This window comes from Aureibaculum koreense, from assembly GCF_034296135.1.
Taxonomy (GTDB): Bacteria; Bacteroidota; Bacteroidia; order Flavobacteriales; family Flavobacteriaceae; genus Aureibaculum.
Genome location: NZ_JAXKVV010000018.1, coordinates 23,704 through 43,484 on the forward strand (window position 1 = coordinate 23,704; position 19,781 = coordinate 43,484).

Here is a 19,781-nt window from a genome sequence, read left to right on the forward strand (position 1 = left end):
ATGATAAGATTATGAATAAATTATTATTTCTAATTGGGCTGATTGTCATTTTTGGTTCTTGCAAAAACAAGGAGCAATCTACCGTTGTAGATGAATCCATTGTCAAAAAGAAGTTTGACAAAATAGAACAATTACAATGGCTTGTTGGTGAATGGACTAACATTACAATAGATCAACAATCGTATGAGACTTGGACTCAATTAAATGACAGTACTTTGACAGCTTATGCCTATACCACAGTGTTAAATGATACCGTTTTTCAGGAGAATATGACAATTAAACAAAATCCTGAAGGTGTTGTTCTTATTGTAAGCGTTCCGAATCAAAATGATGAAAAACCAGTTGTTTTTAACTTCTTACCCGAAAAAAATGATGTATATACGTTCGTAAATGAAAAACATGATTTTCCGAACAAGATATCTTACTCAAATCCAGTAAAAGATTCTATTCATGCTTGGATTGAAGGAGAAATTGATAGTACTTATAAAAAAATGGACTTTTATTTTAAGAGGGAAAACTAAATGAAAAGATTTCTCTGCATATTATTGCTGGTATCGGTATTAGCAAATTGCAAATCTGCAAAAACGCCTTTAAAAGGAAAATTACAACTCAAATTTTTAGATGAATATATTGTGCCAGAAAATATCTGGATCGATAGTACTTTAGTAGGTGGCTTATCTGGTATTGATTTCGCGAACGGTAAATATTATTTAGTTTGCGATGATGCCTCAAATCCAAGATATTACGAGGCTAATATAAAAATCAACAATTCAAAAATTGATACAATTGTATTTACCAACGTTATAAAGTTTAACGATAGCTCACAATATTTAGATTTGGAAGCCATTAGATATGATAAAAATTCAAGTCAGGTTTTTATAACTAGTGAGGGAAGTATTAATTACAAAAAAGATCCATCATTTTTTAGTGTAAAACCAGATGGTACAATAAGCCATTTTTTTGAAATTCCAGGTGCGTTAAAAGCAACCAGCCTAGAAAAACCCAGAAATAATGGCACCCTAGAGGGGTTGTCCACAAGCTTTGACAACAAAGGATATTGGATTGCAATGGAATTGCCCTTAGAGGCTGATGGGCCAGAACCTACTGTTACTGAGACGAAATCACCAATCAGAATAACTTACATTGATGCTAAAACGCGAAAACCAACAAGGCAGTTTGCCTATTTCTTAGGTAAAATTGATAAGACACCCAAAAGGAACTTTGCCGTAAATGGTCTAACAGATTTAATGGAATACGAAAAAAATAAATTTATAGTTGTTGAACGCAGCTATTCTTCTGGTTTGGGTAAACAGGGAAATACTATAAAAATTTTTAAAATGGATGCTTCCAAAACAACCAATTGCCTTGCTTTGGACAGCTTAAAAGATTTTGATTTTATTCCGGCTACCAAAGAATTGTTATTCGATTTTGAAAGTGTCAAAAATCAGATGACCTACAAAATTATCGATAATATTGAGGGGATAACATTCGGTCCAACATTGGCAAATGGCAATAAATCTTTACTTTTAGTAGCGGATAATAATTTCAACAAATTAGGGGCTCAATTAAACCAATTTATTTTGTTGGAAATTTTAAATAATTAAAAATATTTTATATATTAGTGGTCTACAAAGAAAAGGATTCTCCTATTATTACATTTATTCCTTTTCTTATTTATTGGGTTATTTATATAAGTGTTTAGCGACAAATAATACCCAAAAATTGAAACAGCCGTGCTATTCAGCATGGCTGTTTTTATTTTAACAAAATTTTAATTCTTTTTTTTATTTTTTGTTGTGGATTTATAAAAATAATTTATATCTTAGCAGTCTACTTTGAAAGGGATTCGTCCTTTTCTTTTTTGGGTGTTTTCATAAGTGTTTAGCGACAAAAATTATATTCCCCAAAAACTTTAGAAAGCCGCACCTAGTGCGGCTTTCTTGTTTTATTGTCTTTTGTGAAAGATTTTAGAAGTTTAGGTATGCTATATGTGCAGTATCTGTAACGCCTTCAACTATATGTGTTAGAGTCTTTACATCTGCATTGCTGTATAAATTATGTTGAGGAACTTTTTTAGATATATTAAGTAGGTTATTTTTATCTAATATAGTTTTTGTTTGTCGTGCTACCGCTTCTCCAGAATCAATTATAGTAACGTTTTTGCCAACTATCTTTTTGATTTGAGGAATTAAAAAAGGGTAGTGACTACAGCCCAGCACCAAGTAATCTATTTTTTTTTGCAGCATGGGTCGTAAAAATTTTTGTAAAAGCTGCTCCATTTCTAAGCTTTCAATTTGATTATTTTCTATTAAAGGTACCAAACCTTCGCCGATAGTTTCTATAACAGTAATACCTTCTGTAAACTTTTGCGAAGTACTATGGAACAGATCGCTGCTTAAGGTGCCTTTAGTTGCTAAAATGCCAATGGCATTGGTTTTGGTTTGTAGAGCAGCAGGTTTAATGGCAGGCTCAATACCAATAAAAGGAACATTGTAATTTGATCGAAGATAGTCAATAGCATTTGTAGTTGCGGTATTACAGGCCACAACAATAATTTTGCAATTTCTGCTTAAAAGATATTCAGTATTTTTTATACTTAAATCTATAATTTCTTGTTTTGATCTTTCTCCATACGGAGCATTTTTACTATCGGCAAGGTAGATTGTATTTTCATTTGGTAGTAACTGAATCAGTTCTTTCAATATAGAAATACCCCCTACACCAGAATCAAAAACACCAATGGAATTTTTAGAAATCATATTACAAATATAAAGGAATGAATCATGAACGGTTACTTATTGAAACAAAAAATCCCGTCTAAGACAGGACTTTGAAATTTGTTATGTAAAAAATTAAATCTTATTTGATACCTAATTTAGCTTTTACATCTGCCATTAAATCCAAACCATTATCAATAACTAAACCTTTGCCAGGAGTTGAATCAAATACATATTCAATTCCTTTTGCCGCAGCAACTTCCTCAATTGCTTTTTGTGCTTTTTCAGCGATTGGCTTGTACAGGTCATACTCTTTTTTTTGCATTTCTTCTTGAGCGGTTTGTTGGTACATTCTTAATTTTTGTTGCAATTCTTGTACTTCTTGTAATCTTTTTTGATTTTCTGCATCCGTTTGAGTGGGAGCTTCTTGATCGTACTTTTTCATTTTTGTTTGCAATGCAGTTGTTTGCTCTTTGAAATCAGCCTGATATGCCTGTACCACTTTTTTAAGTTCCTCTTGCATTTGTATGGTCTCTGGCATGGCGGCAACCAGCTCATCGGTATTAATATGTGCTACTTTTGACTGTGCATTCACCGTCATAGCTCCAAATAGTAACACACTTGCTAATAGTAGATTTTTAAATAGTTTCATTTTTGTTTAATTTATTAATTATTGTTTATTTTCTATTACTTGTTTCTTATTTCATTGCGAGGAGCATAAACGAAAATGTTATCGTTTAAAGCTAATCTCAAATGCAACATGGCAACCTTTTAATGATTCAACCGCGTTTTTTAGTATTTACTTTCTTCTTGGTTCTAGTTCTCGATACATTTTTTGTTTCACTTCGTTACACAAAAAACACTCGAACTGACAATACTCCGAACTACTCCTTAACCTTAGTCGTATCTTGTTTCTGTTTTATTTTTTCTTCCCGTTCTTTTTTCAGTCTCGCAATTTCATCTAACCGTTTTTGGCGGGCTTCTTGTTTGGCTTTAATAGCCTCAGCTCGTTTTGCTGCTTTAGCCTCGTTTTGCAATCTTATTTTTTCTCTAAGAGCCTCGTTTTTAGCATTTCTTTCTTCCGCTTTGGTTTTAGCTGTTTCAATAGCTTCTGCTTGAGCTTCAATACGTTCTTCTTTCTTTTCTGCAATAGCTTTTACCTTTCTACCTTTAACTATTTTACTCAATACCAGTTCGCTAATGTCATATTGGTTGTTAGCGTAAAGCATTAGCAAATCACTTGACCTGTCCACAACAAAATCATATTTTTTTGCTACCGCTATTTCTTGTACGGCGTTATAAATTTGGTCTTGTACAGGTTTTACCAATTGTTGACGTAAAAAGAACATATCTCCGTTTGGTCCAAAATAAGCGGCTTGCAAATTTTTCAGATCCAACTCTTTAATTTCTATATCTTCCTGCTTTTCTTCAATAAGATCATCAGTTAACAAAGCCTTTTCATTATTTAACTCTGTTTTTAATGTTTCTATTTCACTTTTTATAGCATCCAATTTCTGTTGCCAAGTAATAACTTTAGCATTTAGTCTAGATTCTGCTTCAACATATTCAGGTACGTTATCTAAAATATACTGCATATCTATATACGCTAATTTTTGTGCTTTTTGAGCTACAATAACAGTACTTGCAAATAAAGTCAGTATAAAAATTATTTTACGTATCATAGTGCAATGTGTATTTAGAAAAAACCGTGCCAAAGTAAAATAGTTATGCAAATGTACTAATTTAGTTTAGAATTGTTGACCGATAATAAAATGTACCGATTGACCAGGTGTAAATAGGTCGGTATCGAAACCTTTAGCAAAATCTATACCCAGCAATCCAAAAGCTGGCATGTGTATTCTAATTCCTGCCCCAGCAGATCGTTTTAAATCAAAAGGTTGGAAGTTGGTAAACCCGTCATAGGCCTTGCCACCTTCTAAAAACCCTAATACATAAATGGATGCCGTTGGTTTTAGGGTTATAGGATACCTGAGCTCTAATGAAAATTTATTATAAATTGTACTCCCTAAGTTAGAAGACAAACTATTGTTTTCGTAACCACGTAAACCTACAGTGGTTCTTCCATCAAATTGCCCAGATGCCAAACCATCACCACCTAAATAAAAACGTTCAAAAGGAGAAACCCCTAACTTATTGTTATAAGCACCCAAAAAACCAAACTCAACATTAGACATTAAAACCAATTCGTGCTGAGGTTTACCCATTATTTTACTGTACCATTTACCGCTAAAGTTTAATTTATAGTATTCAAGTAGTTTAAATTTTTCTGCGGAGGTCATGGTTGCATAATCTTTATCTTTTTTGTCGAATAAAGAATACGGAGGCGTAAGTTTTGCACCTATATTAAAAGTAGAACCTTGTGTGGGAAATATTGGGTTATAACCCGCAGAACTTCTGCCAAAATTTATACCCAAAGATAAGTTGTTGGAAACTCCATTGTTAAAACCAAAAGTACCTAAAAAGAAGTTGTCTAAATTAAAACGTTGATAGCTAAGAGCTGTTGACAATGTAAAATAATCATCCGGCCATTTCAACCTCTGGCTTAAAGCAACAGTGGCACCAATTATATTCAATTTCTGGTTTTTATCTACTTTTCTAGTTCTATAATTATAGCTAAACTGGCTAGAACTATATACAGAAAATGATAGCGATTTTGGTTTTTTACCGCCAAACCAAGGTTCAGTAAACGATAGGCTGTAAGAATTTGAAAAACGACTTGCCTGTGCTCTCAACGCCACACTTTGGCCGTCACCTCTGGGTACGGGTTTGTATTCACTGCCGTTAAATAGATTCTTTATGGAAAAATTACTGAAAGATAAACCTAATGTACCTATAAAAGTATTCCCCCCAAAACCACCTTGTAGTTCTATTTGACTGGCACCTTTTTCTACAACACTATATTCAATATCAACAGTTTTATCAGCATAATTTGGTTGTACATCAGGTACAATACTTTCCGGGTCAATATAGGGCAATTGACCTACTTCTCTAATAGTCCGTATAATATCTTCTCTACTGAACAATTGGCCGGGCATGGTACGCATTTCTCGCAGCAATACATGGTCGTTGGTTACCTCGTTACCAACTAATGTTATTTTTCTAATGGTAGCGGGTTCATCTTCCCTAATTCTTATCTGTATATCTATAGTGTCGTTTTTCACTCTGGTTTCAACTGGAATAACATTAGAGAACAGGTAACCGTTATTCAGGTAAAAATTAGTAATATCTTGTGAGTCTGGCGTACCATTACCTTTAATCCGTTCATTTAATAACTTGCCGTTGTAAACATCACCTTTTTCCAATCCTAAAAATTGATGTAAAATAGTATCGGAATAAACGGTATTGCCTAAAAATTCTATATCGCCAAAATAGTATTTTTTACCTTCGTTTACCGTAATATCCAAATTGATGGTATTATCATCGTTCCAAGAAATGGAATCTTTTAAAACTTGGGCATCACGGTAGCCTTTTTCTTGATATTTCTCGACCAACCTTTCTAAATCGGCATCATATTCTTCTTCAATATATTTAGAAGCTTTCCAAAAGCGATAGAACTTTTTTTCTTTAGTTTTTTTAAGATATTTTGATAAACGTTTGTCATTAAATTTTTCATTACCGTGGAAGCGTAAGTTCTTAATCTTTATCTTATTGCCTTTGTCAATAACTATCAGAGCTTTTTCAGCATTATTATCAGTAGTGTCAATTTTAGTATTTATTGTAACTTTTGTTTTTAAGAAACCTTTATCCACATATTTCTTTTTAATATAATTTTTTGTTGTGGTTACAAGGTTCTCGGTGAGCATTGCCCCTTTTTTAAACTCTGTTTCTTTAATTAGCTCCTCACCTTTGTTTTTTCTAACGCCCTCAACGGTAACCGAACTTATTTTTGATAGTTCCTGTACTTCAAATTCCAAATAGATTGTATTGTCATCTATTTTGGTAACATAAACATCAACGTTGCTAAACAGTTTGGAGTTCCATAGTTTTTTTATGGCAGCCGTAAGTTTATCTCCAGGTATTTTTATGGGCTGCCCTACACTAAGTTCGGAAAAAACAGTTATGGATTGATCGGAAAATTGCTGATTTCCCTTTACGGAGATACCACCTAAAATATAGGTATTGACTTTTCTGAAATTAATATCGTCTAAACTAATCTTTTTGGGAGGAATTGTATCTGTAGTTTTTGTAGCTAAACTATCAATTACAGGGGGAGTAACTATTGTATCCGTTGATTTGGTTATCTGGGGGATGTCTTGTGCATTACTTAATAATGCTGTTAACGTAAATACTAAGAGTAATAGGTTGACCTTTAGTTTTCTAATCATTATTATTTTGAATTTGTTCACTAATTTTCCCAAAGCGTCTTTCTCTATGTTGGTATTCTAAAATTGCTTTAAAAAAATCTTCTTTTCTAAAATCGGGCCATAATACATCTGTAAAGTACAGTTCAGCATAGGCAATTTGCCATAATAAAAAATTACTGATGCGTTTTTCACCACTAGTCCGTATCAAAAAATCAACGTCGGGCAAAGTAAATGTATATAAATGATTATTTATAATTTTTTCATCAATTTCTTCGATAGAAAGTTGCTTATTAACAACTTTTTTAGAAATATTTCTAATAGTATTAACAATTTCTTCTCTTGAACCATAGCTCAAAGCCAAATTTAAGACCATCTTAGTATTATTTTTGGTCAATTCGATAACTTCCAGCAGTTCTTTTTGTGCTTTTTTTGGCAGATTTTGGGTCTGGCCAATAGTCTGAAGTTTGATATTGTTTTCTTGAAAAGTTTCCAATTCATCTTTTAATGAACTTATCAGAATTTTCATCAAAGCTTTTACCTCAGATTTTGGTCTGTTCCAATTTTCGGTAGAAAATGCGTAGAGGGTAAGTACTTCAATACCTATTTCTGCGGCAGCTTCAACTGTTTGTTTAACAGCTTTAACACCGTTTCTGTGCCCAAAAACCCTCAACATTCCTTTTTGTTTGGCCCAACGTCCATTACCATCCATAATTATGGCAACGTGTTTAGGGAGCTTATGAGTATTTATTTGAGTTAATATATCCATTACATGTTAAAAGACACCAGTATAGCAACCTGGTCTTCCAAAGGCATAAACTATGGTAATTCCTGTAAAGACGTACCAGTCCTTACTATTTGGGTTTCCAAAAGTACGATTTGGATCGTTTGTAATTGCATGATTGTTACCATCAATTACATCTTTAAAAGTATATCTAAATGAAGATTCAATTGCTATACCAACATTCTCCATTAACTTCATTTTGTAGCCAAGACCAACGGGAAAAACAACAGAAGTAGTTCTTTTTGAGACACCTCCAGGACCAATTGACGCATAATTTACTGCTCCAACCTGTGCTATTATATAAGGTGTTTGTGTAAATCCAGTTTTAGATAAGCTGTATTTAAAAAAGCTAAATTCCACGCCAAGAGCGGCTTCTAATATTGAATTTCTAAATTGAAGACCTCTATTTTGTCTAAAAGTACTTTGGGCTCTACTATCACTATCATGTAGCCGGGTATATAAACCCGTAGCTCTGAACGTAATTCTGGGCGTATAGTTAAATTTTGCAATACCGCCAACAGCAATTCTATTGGGCTGGATGTAAAATTCCGATCCAATATCGCCAATATAATTACTACCACCTAAAAAAACACCACCTTCGTATAATTGTGCTGACGAAATACTTGTAATTAGTATAAATACGTAAAATAAAAGCCTTTTTCTCATTTTTAAAAATGTTTGCAAATATAATTAAAACTATTAGGTTTTAAAGGATAAAAAGTCCTTTTTTGATAAACAGTTTTAATGGTAAAATATTGTTGTGAAGATGGTTAAGTTTTCACAAAATATTGTTAACATATAAGGTTTTAGTTACGTTTATCTTCGCCCCAAAGTAATTTTTCCCTGAGTGTTTTAAAGAAAGTCTGTTGGTCCAGCTGGATAGTTTTAAGCGAAAATTTGGCTTTTTTAATCGTTATCTCAGAATTGCTATTAATAGTTGTTGTTCTAGAATCTAAAGATAATAAAGCTTGTTTCTCTCTTGAGATTATTTTTAACTTAATGGTTGTATTTTCAGGAATTATTAAAGGTCTGGCATTTAAATTATGAGGGGCAATAGGGGTCAAAACCAAACTTCTGGTATTTGGAGTTATTACAGGGCCGCCACAACTTAACGAATACCCGGTAGAACCTGTTGGTGTGGCAATAATTAACCCATCAGCCCAATAAGAAGTTAAATATTCATCATTTAAATAAGATTCAACCGTAATCATTGAGGTAGTATTTCTTCGGCTAACGGCAATTTCGTTCAATGCAAAGTTAATCTCAGAAAGTTCTTCGTTTTTTTGATTGGAACTTACGCTCAATAAAGTCCGCTCATTAATAGTATATTTTTTTGTAATCAATAAATTAATTGCTTCAGGAATACTTTCTTTTTGAACAGTTGCCAAAAACCCTAATCGACCAATGTTTACCCCTAAAACGGGTATGTCTAAATCTCTTACATAAGTTACCGCTCTTAAAAAAGTACCGTCACCGCCAACGGTAAGCATAACTTCGAAAGAATTGTCTAAATCTTTATAGCTACTAAAAGTTTGATATTCTTTTTCGGGAAAATTATTAACCTTTATAAGGTCATAAAAATCTTCCTCAATAAAGGCTTCAATATTTTTTTCGGCAAGGGTTTTTAATAGTATTTCTATGTAACTTATAGCTTCACCTTTATAATATTGTCCGTAAATACCTACTTTCATCCTTTGGTTTTTATTGCTATATGTCCAAATATTTTTGCAAATAATCTGATCTTTCTTTAAGTGTGTTTAAATATTCATCAACATGAAAACTATTTAAAATAGTGTAGTTATATCTTCTGAAAGATTGTATAGTATTGTTAAGATCATGATCGCTAATTTTAACGGTAACTTCGACTGTTTCCTCATTGATGTTTGAAATAAAAGCACCTAACATTTTTGCATTGTTAGACTCTATAATTTGAGAAATTTCGCTAAAAGAGTAATCATCAACACCCTTAGAAACCACCATAACGGCACCGCTCTGATTTAAAAAAGGGGTGCTGTTAAAAATGTGCAAAATATCTGCCAATTCATAATATCCCAAATAGCCTAGTTTTTCGGTAACAACTGGAATTATGGTAGCCTCGTTCAAGGCAAATATTTTCAATAATTCAAACCAATTGGTGTTTTTGCGAGCAAAAAAGGATTGAAACAAATAGTTATATTCAGAAATTGGTTTCTTATCTTCAACTATGGCTTGCACGTCATTTTCGGCAATTAAGCCAATAAACTTCCCATTTTCCAATACAGGTAAATGTGTAAAAGTCAATAAGTTAAATAACCCTTTGGCTTTGCTTACATTATCCGTAATCAATAATGGTTTTACGTCTTTTGTTATATAATCTGATGTGTTCATAATCTATTGCAAAATAACTAAAATTAAACTACAAATACACTAATTTTGTTTTTGTAAATTTTTTTTGAAAGTTATAATAAAACGAATAATGACTAAATTAAGTGTGAATATTAATAAAATTGCAACGTTGAGAAATTCTAGGGGTGGAAATACCCCAAATTTGCTTAATGTTGCAGCTGATGTACAGGATTTTGGTGCCCAAGGCATTACAATTCATCCCAGACCGGACGAAAGGCATATTAGATACCAAGATGCATATGATTTGATACCAATTGTATCTACCGAATATAATATAGAGGGAAATCCGATTCAAAAATTTATCGATTTGGTTTTGGATGTAAAACCGACACAGGTTACTCTGGTACCAGACGCTGTAAATGCTATTACTTCAAATGCAGGTTGGGATACCATAAAAAACCAAAGTTTTTTAACTGAAGTGATTACTGAATTTAAAAAAAACGGAATAAGGACTTCCATATTTATGGATCCTAATTTAGAGTTAATTGAGGCCGCCGTTAAAACTGGTGCCGATAGAATAGAACTTTATACCGAAGCCTACGCCACAGAATACGCTGCTGGGAATAAAAATGCTATAAAACCTTATGTAGATTCGGCTGAATTGGCTACAAAGTTGGGATTAGGAATAAATGCAGGACACGATTTAAGCCTAGAAAATATTAAATATTTTGCTGATAGTGTTCCAAATTTATTGGAAGTTTCTATTGGCCATGCCCTAATATCGGAAGCATTGTATTTAGGCTTGGAAAATGTAGTAAATATGTATTTATATAAATTGCAATAATGGAAATTTTAAGTTCAAATATTAAAGGTAAAGGAGAACCTCTTTTAATTCTGCATGGATTTTTAGGCATGGGCGATAATTGGAAAACTTTGGCAAAAAAATTTTCAGAGCATTATGAAGTACATTTGATTGACCAACGAAATCATGGTAGGAGTTTTCACTCAGAGGAGTTTAGTTATGAGCTGATGGTTGAAGATTCATTAAGGTATATTGAACACCATAAACTAAAAAGTGTAAACACCATTGGGCATTCCATGGGAGGTAAAACAGCGATGTTATTTGCGGTAACACATCCGGATAAAGTAAATAAATTGATAGTTGCTGATATTGGGCCAAAGTTTTATCCTCGTCATCACGATACTATTCTAGAAGGTTTGTCAGCAATTGATTTTTCAGAACAAAAGACAAGGGGAGAAGTAGAAGAAGTTCTAAAAGAATACATTCCAGAATGGGGAGTCCGGCAGTTTCTACTTAAAAATGTATATTGGAAAAACAAAGAACAACTTGCGTTTCGGTTTAATTTGGAAGCACTGAAAGAAAATATTGACGAAATTGGTACTCCATTGCCAACATTGGCTGCTTTTAATGGAGAAACCTTGTTTTTAAGAGGTGAAAATTCCGGTTATATTACTGATAATGATGTTGCTTTAATAGAAACTCATTTTCCAAAAGCATTGGTAAAAACTGTCAAAAATGCAGGGCATTGGCTACATGCAGAGAATCCGACGGATTTTTACGACTATGTTGTCAGTTTTCTTTAGTGAAGAGTGCTTTGGCATATAAGTTGACTATTATATAATTCAATTTAAATTGTTAATATGAAATTAATTCTAAGAGTACTTTTAACCGCAATCGCAGTAGTTATTCTAGCAAAAATTTTACCGGGAGTTGCTGTTGAATCTTATACAACTGCCATAATTGTAGCTGTTGTATTGGGTTTGCTGCGAATTTTTATAAAACCTTTAATAATATTATTTACCTTACCATTAACTATAATCACACTTGGTCTGTTTTTATTTGTAATCAATGCACTTATTATTTTATTGGCAGATAAACTGGTTGATGGTTTCGCCGTATCGGGATTTTGGTATGCATTGCTCTTTAGTCTATTGCTATCCTTTTTTCAGTCGATACTTTATTCTTTTTTAAAAGAACCAAAAAGAAAAGAATTAGAGAGTTAATTAAATCTGAATCCGTAATTGATTTTAGGCAATTTAATTCAGATTGTTACTATAAATTTTTGGGTGGATTGATGGACAATAACAGTACAAATAAATAATAGCAACAGAAAATAAATAATACCTAAAAATTTACTAATTTTGCACCCGCTTAAGGCAATATTACAATTAATAGATATAAGATGAACATTACTAAAGAAAATATTGATGATTTAAATGCTGTAGTAAAAATTAATATTACAGAAGAAGATTATCAGAACAAAGTAGCTGAAATTTTACAAGATTATCGTAAAAAAGCAAACATTCCAGGTTTTAGAAAAGGTCATGTGCCAATGAGCTTGGTCAAAAAGCAGTACGAAAAGCCTGTTTTAATTGATGAGGTAAATAAATTATTGCAAGAATCTTTAAGTAAGTTTTTAGTTGAAGAGAAGCTGGATATTTTAGGAAATCCTCTGCCTAAAACACAAGAAGATTTTTCTTGGGATGCAGATCAGTTCTCTTTTGAATTTGAATTGGGTCTGGTACCGGAATTTGAAGTTAACTTGCAACCTAAAAAAGCAATTACTAGCTATAAAATTGTTGCCGACAAAAAAATGTTGAACGATCAAATAGCTAATATACAAGAGCGTTACGGTAAAATTATCTCTCAAACTGAGATTGCTGAAAACTCAAACATTACAGGTACTTTTGTTAATGAAGAGAAAGAAATTGAGAAGAAAACAACCTTTAAATTAGACAAAATAAAAGGTAAAACCAATTCAAAACTGTTTATTGGAGCAAAGGTAGGAGATGTTATTACACTAAAGACGAAAGGGTTATTTACAGATGATCATTTATTGGAAAATCATCTAGGTGTTTCTCATGACGATACTCATAATCTAGATGTAGAAGTAAAATTCACCGTTGAAGAAATTTCTGAAACGGAACCAGCAGAATTAAATCAAGAATTGTTTGATAAATTATTTGGTGAAGGTGTTGTGTCTGACGAAAAAGAATTTAGAAAGCGTTTAAAGGAGGATACTGAAAAGCAATTTGAGCAACAATCTGATCAACAGTTGCTAAATGCCGTAACAGAAGCGTTAATTGAAAACACCAAATTTGACCTGCCTTCGGAGTTTTTACAAAAATGGATAGCCGTGGCCGGTGAAAAACAATTGACCGAGCAAGAGGCTGAAGAAGAATATAACAGATCTGAAAAAGGGTTGCGTTACCAACTTATTGAAGGCAAAATAAGTAAAGACAATAACCTTCAGGTAACTTATGAGGAGCTAAAAGAGTTTGCTAAAGGTTTCATTAAAAGTCAGATGGCTCAATATGGCAATGCAAATCCAGAAGAAAAAGAATTAGAAGATATTGCGGGTAGAATTTTGAGTAATCAAGAAGAAGCTAAGCGTTTATCAGAACAATTAATGAGTCAGAAATTATTGACTTTTTATAAAGAAAACGTAAAGTTAAAAACCAAAGAAGTTAGTTTTGACGACTTTGTAAAAGAAGTTTATAAATAAGTAGCATAATTATGCAAAATAAAAAATCCCGAAATTTTAATTTCGGGATTTTTTTATAATACACTTTTTTACCTAAACTTTTTTGGTTGGTACTTCTTTCATACCAACTATTCGTTTGCCTTGCTCGGTCTCACCAGTTGGCTCGCCATTTTCATCGGTTAATTCAATGGTCATTTTTTCCCAAGTTATTTCAAACTTTTTGCCTACCGTTTCTTCATCAAACAAATCAGCTTCAACTTCATTATCTATTTCGTTAAAAACGGTTATTTTATTATCGGCATCTTTAAAATTAAAGTAATATTCATCGGTTAAACCAGAAAAAGTTCCAGTAAATTTATATTGGTCTTGTGCATTAATGTTCGCGTAAGACAATACGGTAAAAACTAAAATTACAAATGTTTTCATCTTTTTAATAATTTATAAATTAAAAATTTTTCAAAATTTTCAGAAAATATGCTGAGGAAACAGTCATATATAAAACAAGGACAGCCTTTTATCCCAAGCCGTTGGGCAAAATAGCTAATTGGAAGGTAGGAAATTATTTTTCCATAATCATTTAAATTAAGTTATGTAAAATTAATTAATTTTTGAATTGAAAAAACATTTTTTGTAAAATTTTATTAATGAACCAGAGTAAATCCAATACCTCTATTTTAGTATCTTTTTTGCCACTAATACACGAATAAAACCGAAATATCGTGGTAAAAATAATTATCACGAATAAAAAATCTATAGATTTTTTAAAATTAGTATGAATTCTTTTTACATCAATTGATGATAAAGAAAAAATTAGTGTATTCATGGCATTTTTCATAATGAATGAGTTTGCTTTAATTAGAAAACCAACAACTTCTTACTTTCGTAATTAGTTAGTATATTTACCGTCTTAACATAAACAAAATACAACACATGAATTACGGAGAAGAATTTAAAAAATTCGCTATAAAAGACCAAGGAATCAACAGTTTGTACTACGATAAAATGATCAGTGCAATGTACCCTGTAAACCTTACCCCAAATATTATTGAAGAACGTAAAATGAACATTGCCATTTTTGACGTTTTTTCGCGTTTAATGATGGATAGAATTATCTTTTTAGGAACAGGAATTGACGATTATGTGGCAAATGTTATTCAAGCACAATTATTGTTTTTAGAAAGTACTGATGCTTCAAAAGATATTTCTATATATGTAAATTCCCCGGGTGGTGGTGTATATGCTGGTTTAGGTATTTACGACACCATGCAGTTTATAAAACCTGATGTAGCCACCATTTGTACTGGTATTGCCGCTTCTATGGCAGCTGTGCTAATGTGTGCTGGCGAAAAAGGGAAACGTTCAGCATTACCTCATTCACGAATTATGATTCACCAACCATTAGGTGGTGCCCAAGGACAGGCATCTGACATCGAAATTACTGCTAGGGAAATTCTAAAATTAAAAGATGAACTGTATCAAATTATAGCAAAACATTCTGGTCAAGACATTAAAAAAGTACATGACGATTCTGATAGGGATTATTGGATGAAAGCGGAAGAGGCAAAAAAATATGGAATGATAGATGAGGTTTTATTAAGGAATTCATAATAAAAACAACTAAAACCAGTTTTAGTAAAGGACTTTAAAGAAGGCAATAGTATGGCAGAGAAGAAAGAATTAGAATGTTCGTTTTGCAAACGTAAAAAATCTGATACCAATATGCTGATCGCGGGCTTGGAAGGTCATATTTGCGATAGGTGTATTGAACAGGCTCACGGTCTGGTTGTAAAGGAAATAGCCGAAACTGAAACGAGTGGTTTATCAGGTGAGTTAATCCTGAAAAAGCCACAAGAAATAAAACATTTTTTAGATCAATATATTATTGGACAAGAACAGGCAAAAAGAGTGTTGTCCGTTGCTGTTTACAATCATTATAAACGTTTATTACAACCAGCAACAAAAGACGAGGATGATATTGAAATTGAAAAAAGTAATATCATGTTGGTGGGCGAAACGGGTACTGGTAAAACTTTGATGGCAAGAACCATCGCTAAAATGTTGAATGTTCCGTTCGCCATTGTAGATGCTACGGTATTAACAGAAGCCGGATATGTGGGTGAAGATGTTGAAACGATATTAACACGATTATTACAAGCGGCAGATTATAATGTACAAAAAGCGGAAAGAGGTATAGTTTTTATTGATGAAATTGATAAAATTGCTAGAAAAAGCGATAATCCTTCTATTACAAGAGACGTTTCTGGTGAAGGTGTGCAACAGGCCTTATTAAAATTATTGGAAGGTACAGTGGTAAATGTACCACCAAAAGGAGGAAGAAAACACCCTGACCAAAAATTTGTTGAGGTTAATACACGTAATATTTTATTTGTAGCTGGTGGTGCTTTTGATGGTGTAGATAGAATTATAAGCAAACGCCTAAATATGCAGGCTGTTGGTTATAGTGCTTCAAAAAATGAAGAGAGAGTAGATGATAAAAATTTACTGCAATATATTGTTCCTAAAGATTTAAAAGATTTTGGATTGATACCTGAAATTATAGGGCGTTTACCCGTGCTAACTTATATGAATCCACTTGATGCGGAAACCTTGAGGGCTATTTTAACCGAGCCAAAAAATGCCATTATCAAACAATACACAAAACTGTTTGAAATGGATGATATTGAATTTTCCATAGACGAAAAAGCATTAGATTATATTGTTGAAAAAGCTGTAGAATATAAATTAGGTGCACGTGGATTACGCTCTTTATGCGAAGCCATTTTAACCGACGCCATGTTTGAATTACCTGGAGGCGAAAACAAAAAATTAAGGGTGACCAAAAAATATGCTGAGAGTAAAATGGAAAAATCTACATTAAGTAAATTGAAAGCAGTGTCGTAAAGCCTCCCCCAACCCCTCCGAAGGAGGGGAGCCAAAATGATTGGTGGAGATAAATTTATTGAATCTTTGGGTTTTTTAATGCTCCTAATTTAATTTTAGAATAGTTTTTGTAAAAAAACTTTTTAACTTAACTCCGAAAGGTCACAGAGAATCCTTTTAGAGTTCTAAATTCGTTAATTGTTGTATAGTATTTATTTCTCTTTTTTTATCATAATTAATGTTTGCTGATAAGTCTAAAATCATAAGTCTAAAATCTAACATCTTTTGATAACCAGAAACACCATAGACAAAGTTTTTGAAACGGCTCGTGTCGAAGAGGTTATTGGTGATTTTGTACAACTCAAAAAAGCGGGAAGTAATTTTAAGGGTCTAAGTCCTTTTGTTAACGAAAAATCACCATCTTTTATGGTGTCTCCCGTTAAGCAAATTTGGAAAGACTTTAGTTCGGGCAAGGGTGGCAATGCCATTTCTTTTTTAATGGAGCACGAACATTATTCGTATCCTGAAGCCATTAGGTATTTAGCAAAGAAATACAATATAGAAATTGAGGAAACCGAACAGTCAGACGAACAGAAAGTTCAGGCTAGTGAACGCGAAAGTATGTATTTGGTTTCTGAATTTGCCCGCAATTATTTTCATGATGTTTTATTAAATACCCAAAAGGGTAAAGCCATAGGGCTGAGCTATTTTAAAGAGCGTGGCTTTACAGATAAAACTATTGAAAAGTTTGAACTCGGCTATGCCTTAGACGAATGGTCTGCATTTACTGATACCGCATTAAAAAAAGGGTATCAACTAGAATTTCTTGAAAAAACGGGATTGACCATCGTCAAAGAAAACCAATCAGTTCCGAATCAAAGTAAATATTTTGACCGTTTTAAAGGTCGAGTACTTTTCCCCATTCATAGTATGTCTGGGCGTGTTTTAGGTTTTGGAGGTAGAATATTGACCTCTGATAAGAAAGCGGCGAAATACTTAAACTCCCCTGAAAGTGAAATCTATCACAAAAGCAAAGTCCTATATGGAATATTTAATGCCAAAAAAAGTATAGCCAAAGAGGACAACTGTTATTTGGTGGAAGGATATACCGATGTTATTTCTTTCTATCAAAGGGGAATCCAAAATGTGGTGGCCTCTTCAGGTACCGCTTTGACTTCTGACCAGATTAGATTGGTAAGCAGGTTAACACCTAATATTACCGTGCTTTTTGATGGTGATGCAGCAGGAATCAGAGCTTCCATACGTGGTGTTGATTTGATTTTAGAACAAGGCATGAATGTGAAAGTGGTTGCCTTCCCTGACGGAGAAGATCCTGACACTTTTGCGAAAAAGAATTCTTTAGAAAAGCTACAAGAATATTTAGACACCAATGCTCAGGATTTTATCCGTTTTAAAGTTTCTTTATTGATGGATGAGGTGAAGGACGATCCCGTAAAAAAAGCAGGATTGATAAGAGATATTGTGGCTACGATTTCTAAAATTCCCAATCAGATTCAACGTGAAATTTATGTGCAGGAATGTGCCAAGATTATGGACATTTCCGAACGTGTTCTGTTCAGCGAATTGGCACAAATCTCTAAAAAAGAAGAACGTGAAGCAGCCAAACGTCCCATAGAGGAGCAGCAAGAAGCTTTTACCGTAGAAAAGTCCGAAAAAATTGCTTTTAAAAAAACAGATCAATTAAATAAGTTAGAACGAAAATTGATTGAAATCCTGTTGCTGTATGGCAATAAGGAAATAGATTTTGAAGATTATGTAGAAGTTGAAGACGAAGAAGGCAAAACCAAATTGGTAAAAGAAAACTACCAAAATACCATTGCCAATGAGATTTACTTGCATTTGCAGGATGACGAAATTGAGTTTAGCAATGAAATTTTCCAAAAAATATATTTTGATGTAATTCACCAATTAAATCAAAATGAAAAGATAAACTCAGATGGCTTTATAAATCATGAAGACCCTGAATTGGGTAAAATGGTGACTGATATTTTAATGGACGATGAAAAATATATATTAAGCGATTGGGAACGTAAAGAAATCTATGTCCGCACCAAAGAAAAAAGTCTTTCTAAACTCGTAATGGATGCTATATTAAATCTGCGTAGAATTCTTATTGAACTAAAAATAAAGGAATTGATGGATGAAGAAACCCCTGAAGAAGAAAGACAATCTATGTTAGAAATGGTGGTAAATTATACCGAGCTTAAAAAGCTACTTTATGAAAAACTGAATAGGGTGGTTTGATGGTCGGTGGTCTGTAGTCTTTGGTCGTTAGATTTTGTACCTGCGACTTTGAATTATGCAATAAATTTCTTTTTTTTCGATTAAACGATTAAACGATTAAACAGAAAACTACAAACCACAAACAGAAAAAACCTTTATTTCATCAACTCATCAGGTATCTCACAAACCGGTATCGGTACCATTTTATGTTTATTAGCTCTATGACGTTGCAAATAAATTTCAATAACCTTTTTCGCTCGGCCATCAAATTCGTCAATGGTTTTCCCTTGGGCAACCATTTTCATAGCCCATTCTAGTTCGTCATAACTCGCACCAATCTGATCTTCATCGGTTCTGGAATCACCAAATAAACCATCCGTAGGTTTTGCTTTTAAAATCGATTCGGGTACGTTTAAGTGTTTTCCAATTTTATATACTTCCGATTTCATCAAATCGGCTATTGGGCTAAGGTCAACACCGCCATCACCATATTTAGTAAAAAAGCCTACACCAAAATCCTCTACTTTATTACCAGTGCCGCAAACCAACAAACTATGTATCCCTGCAAAATAATAGAGCGTGGTCATTCGTAATCTTGCTCTTGTGTTTGCCATTGATAAATCTACTTTATCAGAAGTGGCATCATCAGGGAGCAACTCGTCAAAGGCATCAAAAACAGAAGTCAAATTAATATTTTTTGAACTTACTTTTGCATAACGCTCTTTAAGTTGTGCAATATGTTCTTGAGCTCTATTAACTTGACTTTCAGCTTGGTGTATTGGCATTTCTAAACAAAGTACTTCCAATCCCGTTTCAGCACATAAAGTTGAAGTAACCGCTGAGTCTATGCCGCCCGATATGCCCACAACAAATCCTTTTACTCCAGCTTTTGTTGCATAATCTTTTAGCCAATCTACAATATGTTTTGTTACTTTTTCTGTTTGCATTGTATTACATTTTAGTACTTTTGCCAAGATTCCTGATGGAGTTTACCCAGAGTAAA

At 33.0% G+C, this 19,781-nt stretch carries 19 protein-coding genes; 9 read left to right on the plus strand and 10 right to left on the minus strand.

Going from position 1 to position 19,781, the window contains the following annotated elements; genetic code table 11:
* Positions 1-11 precede the first annotated feature (11 nt).
* Together UMM65_RS13460 and UMM65_RS13465 are read left to right on the plus strand one after the other, a co-directional pair.
* Positions 12-521 carry a DUF6265 family protein gene (locus UMM65_RS13460; RefSeq protein ID WP_321977229.1) on the plus strand — a complete coding sequence of 170 codons (510 nt, stop codon included), beginning with the start codon at positions 12-14 and terminating at the stop codon, positions 519-521.
* Entirely contained in the window at positions 522-1,604 is a 1,083-nt protein-coding gene (locus UMM65_RS13465; protein WP_321977231.1) for an esterase-like activity of phytase family protein, read from the plus strand.
* Positions 1,605-1,967: 363 nt separating this feature from the next.
* Here UMM65_RS13465 and murI read toward each other — a convergent pair whose 3' ends face one another.
* The 8 genes from murI to UMM65_RS13505 form a co-directional block, all read right to left on the minus strand.
* Positions 1,968-2,759: a glutamate racemase gene (murI, locus tag UMM65_RS13470; protein WP_321977233.1), complete on the minus strand. Its 792-nt coding sequence runs from the start codon at positions 2,757-2,759 to the stop codon at positions 1,968-1,970.
* A gap of 100 nt (positions 2,760-2,859) precedes the next feature.
* The gene (locus tag UMM65_RS13475; RefSeq protein ID WP_321977235.1) at positions 2,860-3,369 is read right to left on the minus strand and encodes an OmpH/Skp family outer membrane protein; all 510 of its coding nucleotides are present in this window, start codon (positions 3,367-3,369) and stop codon (positions 2,860-2,862) included.
* A gap of 232 nt (positions 3,370-3,601) precedes the next feature.
* Positions 3,602-4,399: an OmpH/Skp family outer membrane protein gene (locus tag UMM65_RS13480; protein WP_321977237.1), complete on the minus strand. Its 798-nt coding sequence runs from the start codon at positions 4,397-4,399 to the stop codon at positions 3,602-3,604.
* Positions 4,400-4,465: 66 nt separating this feature from the next.
* Complete coding sequence (gene bamA, locus UMM65_RS13485; protein WP_321977239.1) at positions 4,466-7,063, minus strand: outer membrane protein assembly factor BamA; 2,598 nt, start codon at positions 7,061-7,063, stop codon at positions 4,466-4,468.
* Positions 7,056-7,808, minus strand: coding sequence for an isoprenyl transferase (locus UMM65_RS13490; protein WP_321977241.1), 753 nt, complete (start codon positions 7,806-7,808; stop codon positions 7,056-7,058). The genes bamA and UMM65_RS13490 overlap by 8 nt, the downstream gene beginning before the upstream one ends.
* A 6-nt stretch (positions 7,809-7,814) precedes the next feature.
* Positions 7,815-8,489, minus strand: coding sequence for a type IX secretion system protein PorG (porG, locus tag UMM65_RS13495; protein WP_321977243.1), 675 nt, complete (start codon positions 8,487-8,489; stop codon positions 7,815-7,817).
* 140 nt (positions 8,490-8,629) lie between these two features.
* Positions 8,630-9,514 carry an NAD kinase gene (locus UMM65_RS13500; RefSeq protein ID WP_321977245.1) on the minus strand — a complete coding sequence of 295 codons (885 nt, stop codon included), beginning with the start codon at positions 9,512-9,514 and terminating at the stop codon, positions 8,630-8,632.
* A 16-nt stretch (positions 9,515-9,530) separates the two neighbouring features.
* Complete coding sequence (locus tag UMM65_RS13505) at positions 9,531-10,190, minus strand: CBS domain-containing protein (protein WP_321977247.1); 660 nt, start codon at positions 10,188-10,190, stop codon at positions 9,531-9,533.
* Positions 10,191-10,278: 88 nt separating this feature from the next.
* Between UMM65_RS13505 and UMM65_RS13510 the strand changes: the two genes are divergently transcribed.
* From UMM65_RS13510 to tig, 4 genes are all read left to right on the plus strand, one after another.
* A complete protein-coding gene (locus tag UMM65_RS13510; RefSeq protein WP_321977249.1) occupies positions 10,279-10,992 on the plus strand; it encodes a pyridoxine 5'-phosphate synthase in 714 nt (237 codons plus the stop codon).
* The gene (locus tag UMM65_RS13515) at positions 10,992-11,753 is read left to right on the plus strand and encodes an alpha/beta fold hydrolase (RefSeq protein WP_321977251.1); all 762 of its coding nucleotides are present in this window, start codon (positions 10,992-10,994) and stop codon (positions 11,751-11,753) included. Before UMM65_RS13510 ends, UMM65_RS13515 begins: the two co-directional genes overlap by 1 nt.
* Positions 11,754-11,810: 57 nt before the next feature.
* Positions 11,811-12,173 (plus strand): phage holin family protein, encoded by a 363-nt coding sequence (locus tag UMM65_RS13520; RefSeq protein ID WP_321977252.1) that lies wholly within the window; start codon positions 11,811-11,813, stop codon positions 12,171-12,173.
* A gap of 179 nt (positions 12,174-12,352) precedes the next feature.
* Positions 12,353-13,675, plus strand: a complete 1,323-nt coding sequence (gene tig / locus UMM65_RS13525) for a trigger factor (protein ID WP_321977254.1) — start codon at positions 12,353-12,355, stop codon at positions 13,673-13,675.
* Positions 13,676-13,747: 72 nt separating this feature from the next.
* Here tig and UMM65_RS13530 read toward each other — a convergent pair whose 3' ends face one another.
* Positions 13,748-14,080, minus strand: coding sequence for a hypothetical protein (locus tag UMM65_RS13530; RefSeq protein WP_321977256.1), 333 nt, complete (start codon positions 14,078-14,080; stop codon positions 13,748-13,750).
* Between the two features lie 504 nt (positions 14,081-14,584).
* Between UMM65_RS13530 and clpP the strand changes: the two genes are divergently transcribed.
* From clpP to dnaG, 3 genes are all read left to right on the plus strand, one after another.
* Positions 14,585-15,262 carry an ATP-dependent Clp endopeptidase proteolytic subunit ClpP gene (gene clpP, locus UMM65_RS13535; RefSeq protein ID WP_321977258.1) on the plus strand — a complete coding sequence of 226 codons (678 nt, stop codon included), beginning with the start codon at positions 14,585-14,587 and terminating at the stop codon, positions 15,260-15,262.
* A 51-nt stretch (positions 15,263-15,313) separates the two neighbouring features.
* On the plus strand, positions 15,314-16,555 hold the full coding sequence (gene clpX / locus UMM65_RS13540) for an ATP-dependent Clp protease ATP-binding subunit ClpX (RefSeq protein WP_321977259.1): 1,242 nt from the start codon (positions 15,314-15,316) through the stop codon (positions 16,553-16,555).
* A 264-nt stretch (positions 16,556-16,819) separates the two neighbouring features.
* Complete coding sequence (dnaG, locus tag UMM65_RS13545; protein WP_321977260.1) at positions 16,820-18,799, plus strand: DNA primase; 1,980 nt, start codon at positions 16,820-16,822, stop codon at positions 18,797-18,799.
* A 134-nt stretch (positions 18,800-18,933) separates the two neighbouring features.
* On the opposite strand, the gene nadE is transcribed toward dnaG, so the two are convergent.
* Entirely contained in the window at positions 18,934-19,725 is a 792-nt protein-coding gene (gene nadE, locus UMM65_RS13550; RefSeq protein ID WP_321977261.1) for an NAD(+) synthase, read from the minus strand.
* Positions 19,726-19,781: the final 56 nt, after the last annotated feature.

Bases quoted from the DNA above. Each gene is read 5' to 3' on its own strand.
- UMM65_RS13500 (WP_321977245.1), bottom strand. From the start codon at position 9,514: ATGAAAGTAGGTATTTACGGACAATATTATAAAGGTGAAGCTATAAGT.
- murI (WP_321977233.1), bottom strand. From the start codon at position 2,759: ATGATTTCTAAAAATTCCATTGGTGTTTTTGATTCTGGTGTAGGGGGT.
- UMM65_RS13480 (WP_321977237.1), bottom strand. From the start codon at position 4,399: ATGATACGTAAAATAATTTTTATACTGACTTTATTTGCAAGTACTGTT.
- UMM65_RS13475 (WP_321977235.1), bottom strand. From the start codon at position 3,369: ATGAAACTATTTAAAAATCTACTATTAGCAAGTGTGTTACTATTTGGA.
- UMM65_RS13460 (WP_321977229.1), top strand. From the start codon at position 12: ATGAATAAATTATTATTTCTAATTGGGCTGATTGTCATTTTTGGTTCT.
- UMM65_RS13505 (WP_321977247.1), bottom strand. From the start codon at position 10,190: ATGAACACATCAGATTATATAACAAAAGACGTAAAACCATTATTGATT.
- bamA (WP_321977239.1), bottom strand. From the start codon at position 7,063: ATGATTAGAAAACTAAAGGTCAACCTATTACTCTTAGTATTTACGTTA.
- clpP (WP_321977258.1), top strand. From the start codon at position 14,585: ATGAATTACGGAGAAGAATTTAAAAAATTCGCTATAAAAGACCAAGGA.
- clpX (WP_321977259.1), top strand. From the start codon at position 15,314: ATGGCAGAGAAGAAAGAATTAGAATGTTCGTTTTGCAAACGTAAAAAA.
- UMM65_RS13510 (WP_321977249.1), top strand. From the start codon at position 10,279: ATGACTAAATTAAGTGTGAATATTAATAAAATTGCAACGTTGAGAAAT.
- UMM65_RS13530 (WP_321977256.1), bottom strand. From the start codon at position 14,080: ATGAAAACATTTGTAATTTTAGTTTTTACCGTATTGTCTTACGCGAAC.
- UMM65_RS13515 (WP_321977251.1), top strand. From the start codon at position 10,992: ATGGAAATTTTAAGTTCAAATATTAAAGGTAAAGGAGAACCTCTTTTA.
- UMM65_RS13465 (WP_321977231.1), top strand. From the start codon at position 522: ATGAAAAGATTTCTCTGCATATTATTGCTGGTATCGGTATTAGCAAAT.
- UMM65_RS13520 (WP_321977252.1), top strand. From the start codon at position 11,811: ATGAAATTAATTCTAAGAGTACTTTTAACCGCAATCGCAGTAGTTATT.
- tig (WP_321977254.1), top strand. From the start codon at position 12,353: ATGAACATTACTAAAGAAAATATTGATGATTTAAATGCTGTAGTAAAA.
- porG (WP_321977243.1), bottom strand. From the start codon at position 8,489: ATGAGAAAAAGGCTTTTATTTTACGTATTTATACTAATTACAAGTATT.
- nadE (WP_321977261.1), bottom strand. From the start codon at position 19,725: ATGCAAACAGAAAAAGTAACAAAACATATTGTAGATTGGCTAAAAGAT.
- UMM65_RS13490 (WP_321977241.1), bottom strand. From the start codon at position 7,808: ATGGATATATTAACTCAAATAAATACTCATAAGCTCCCTAAACACGTT.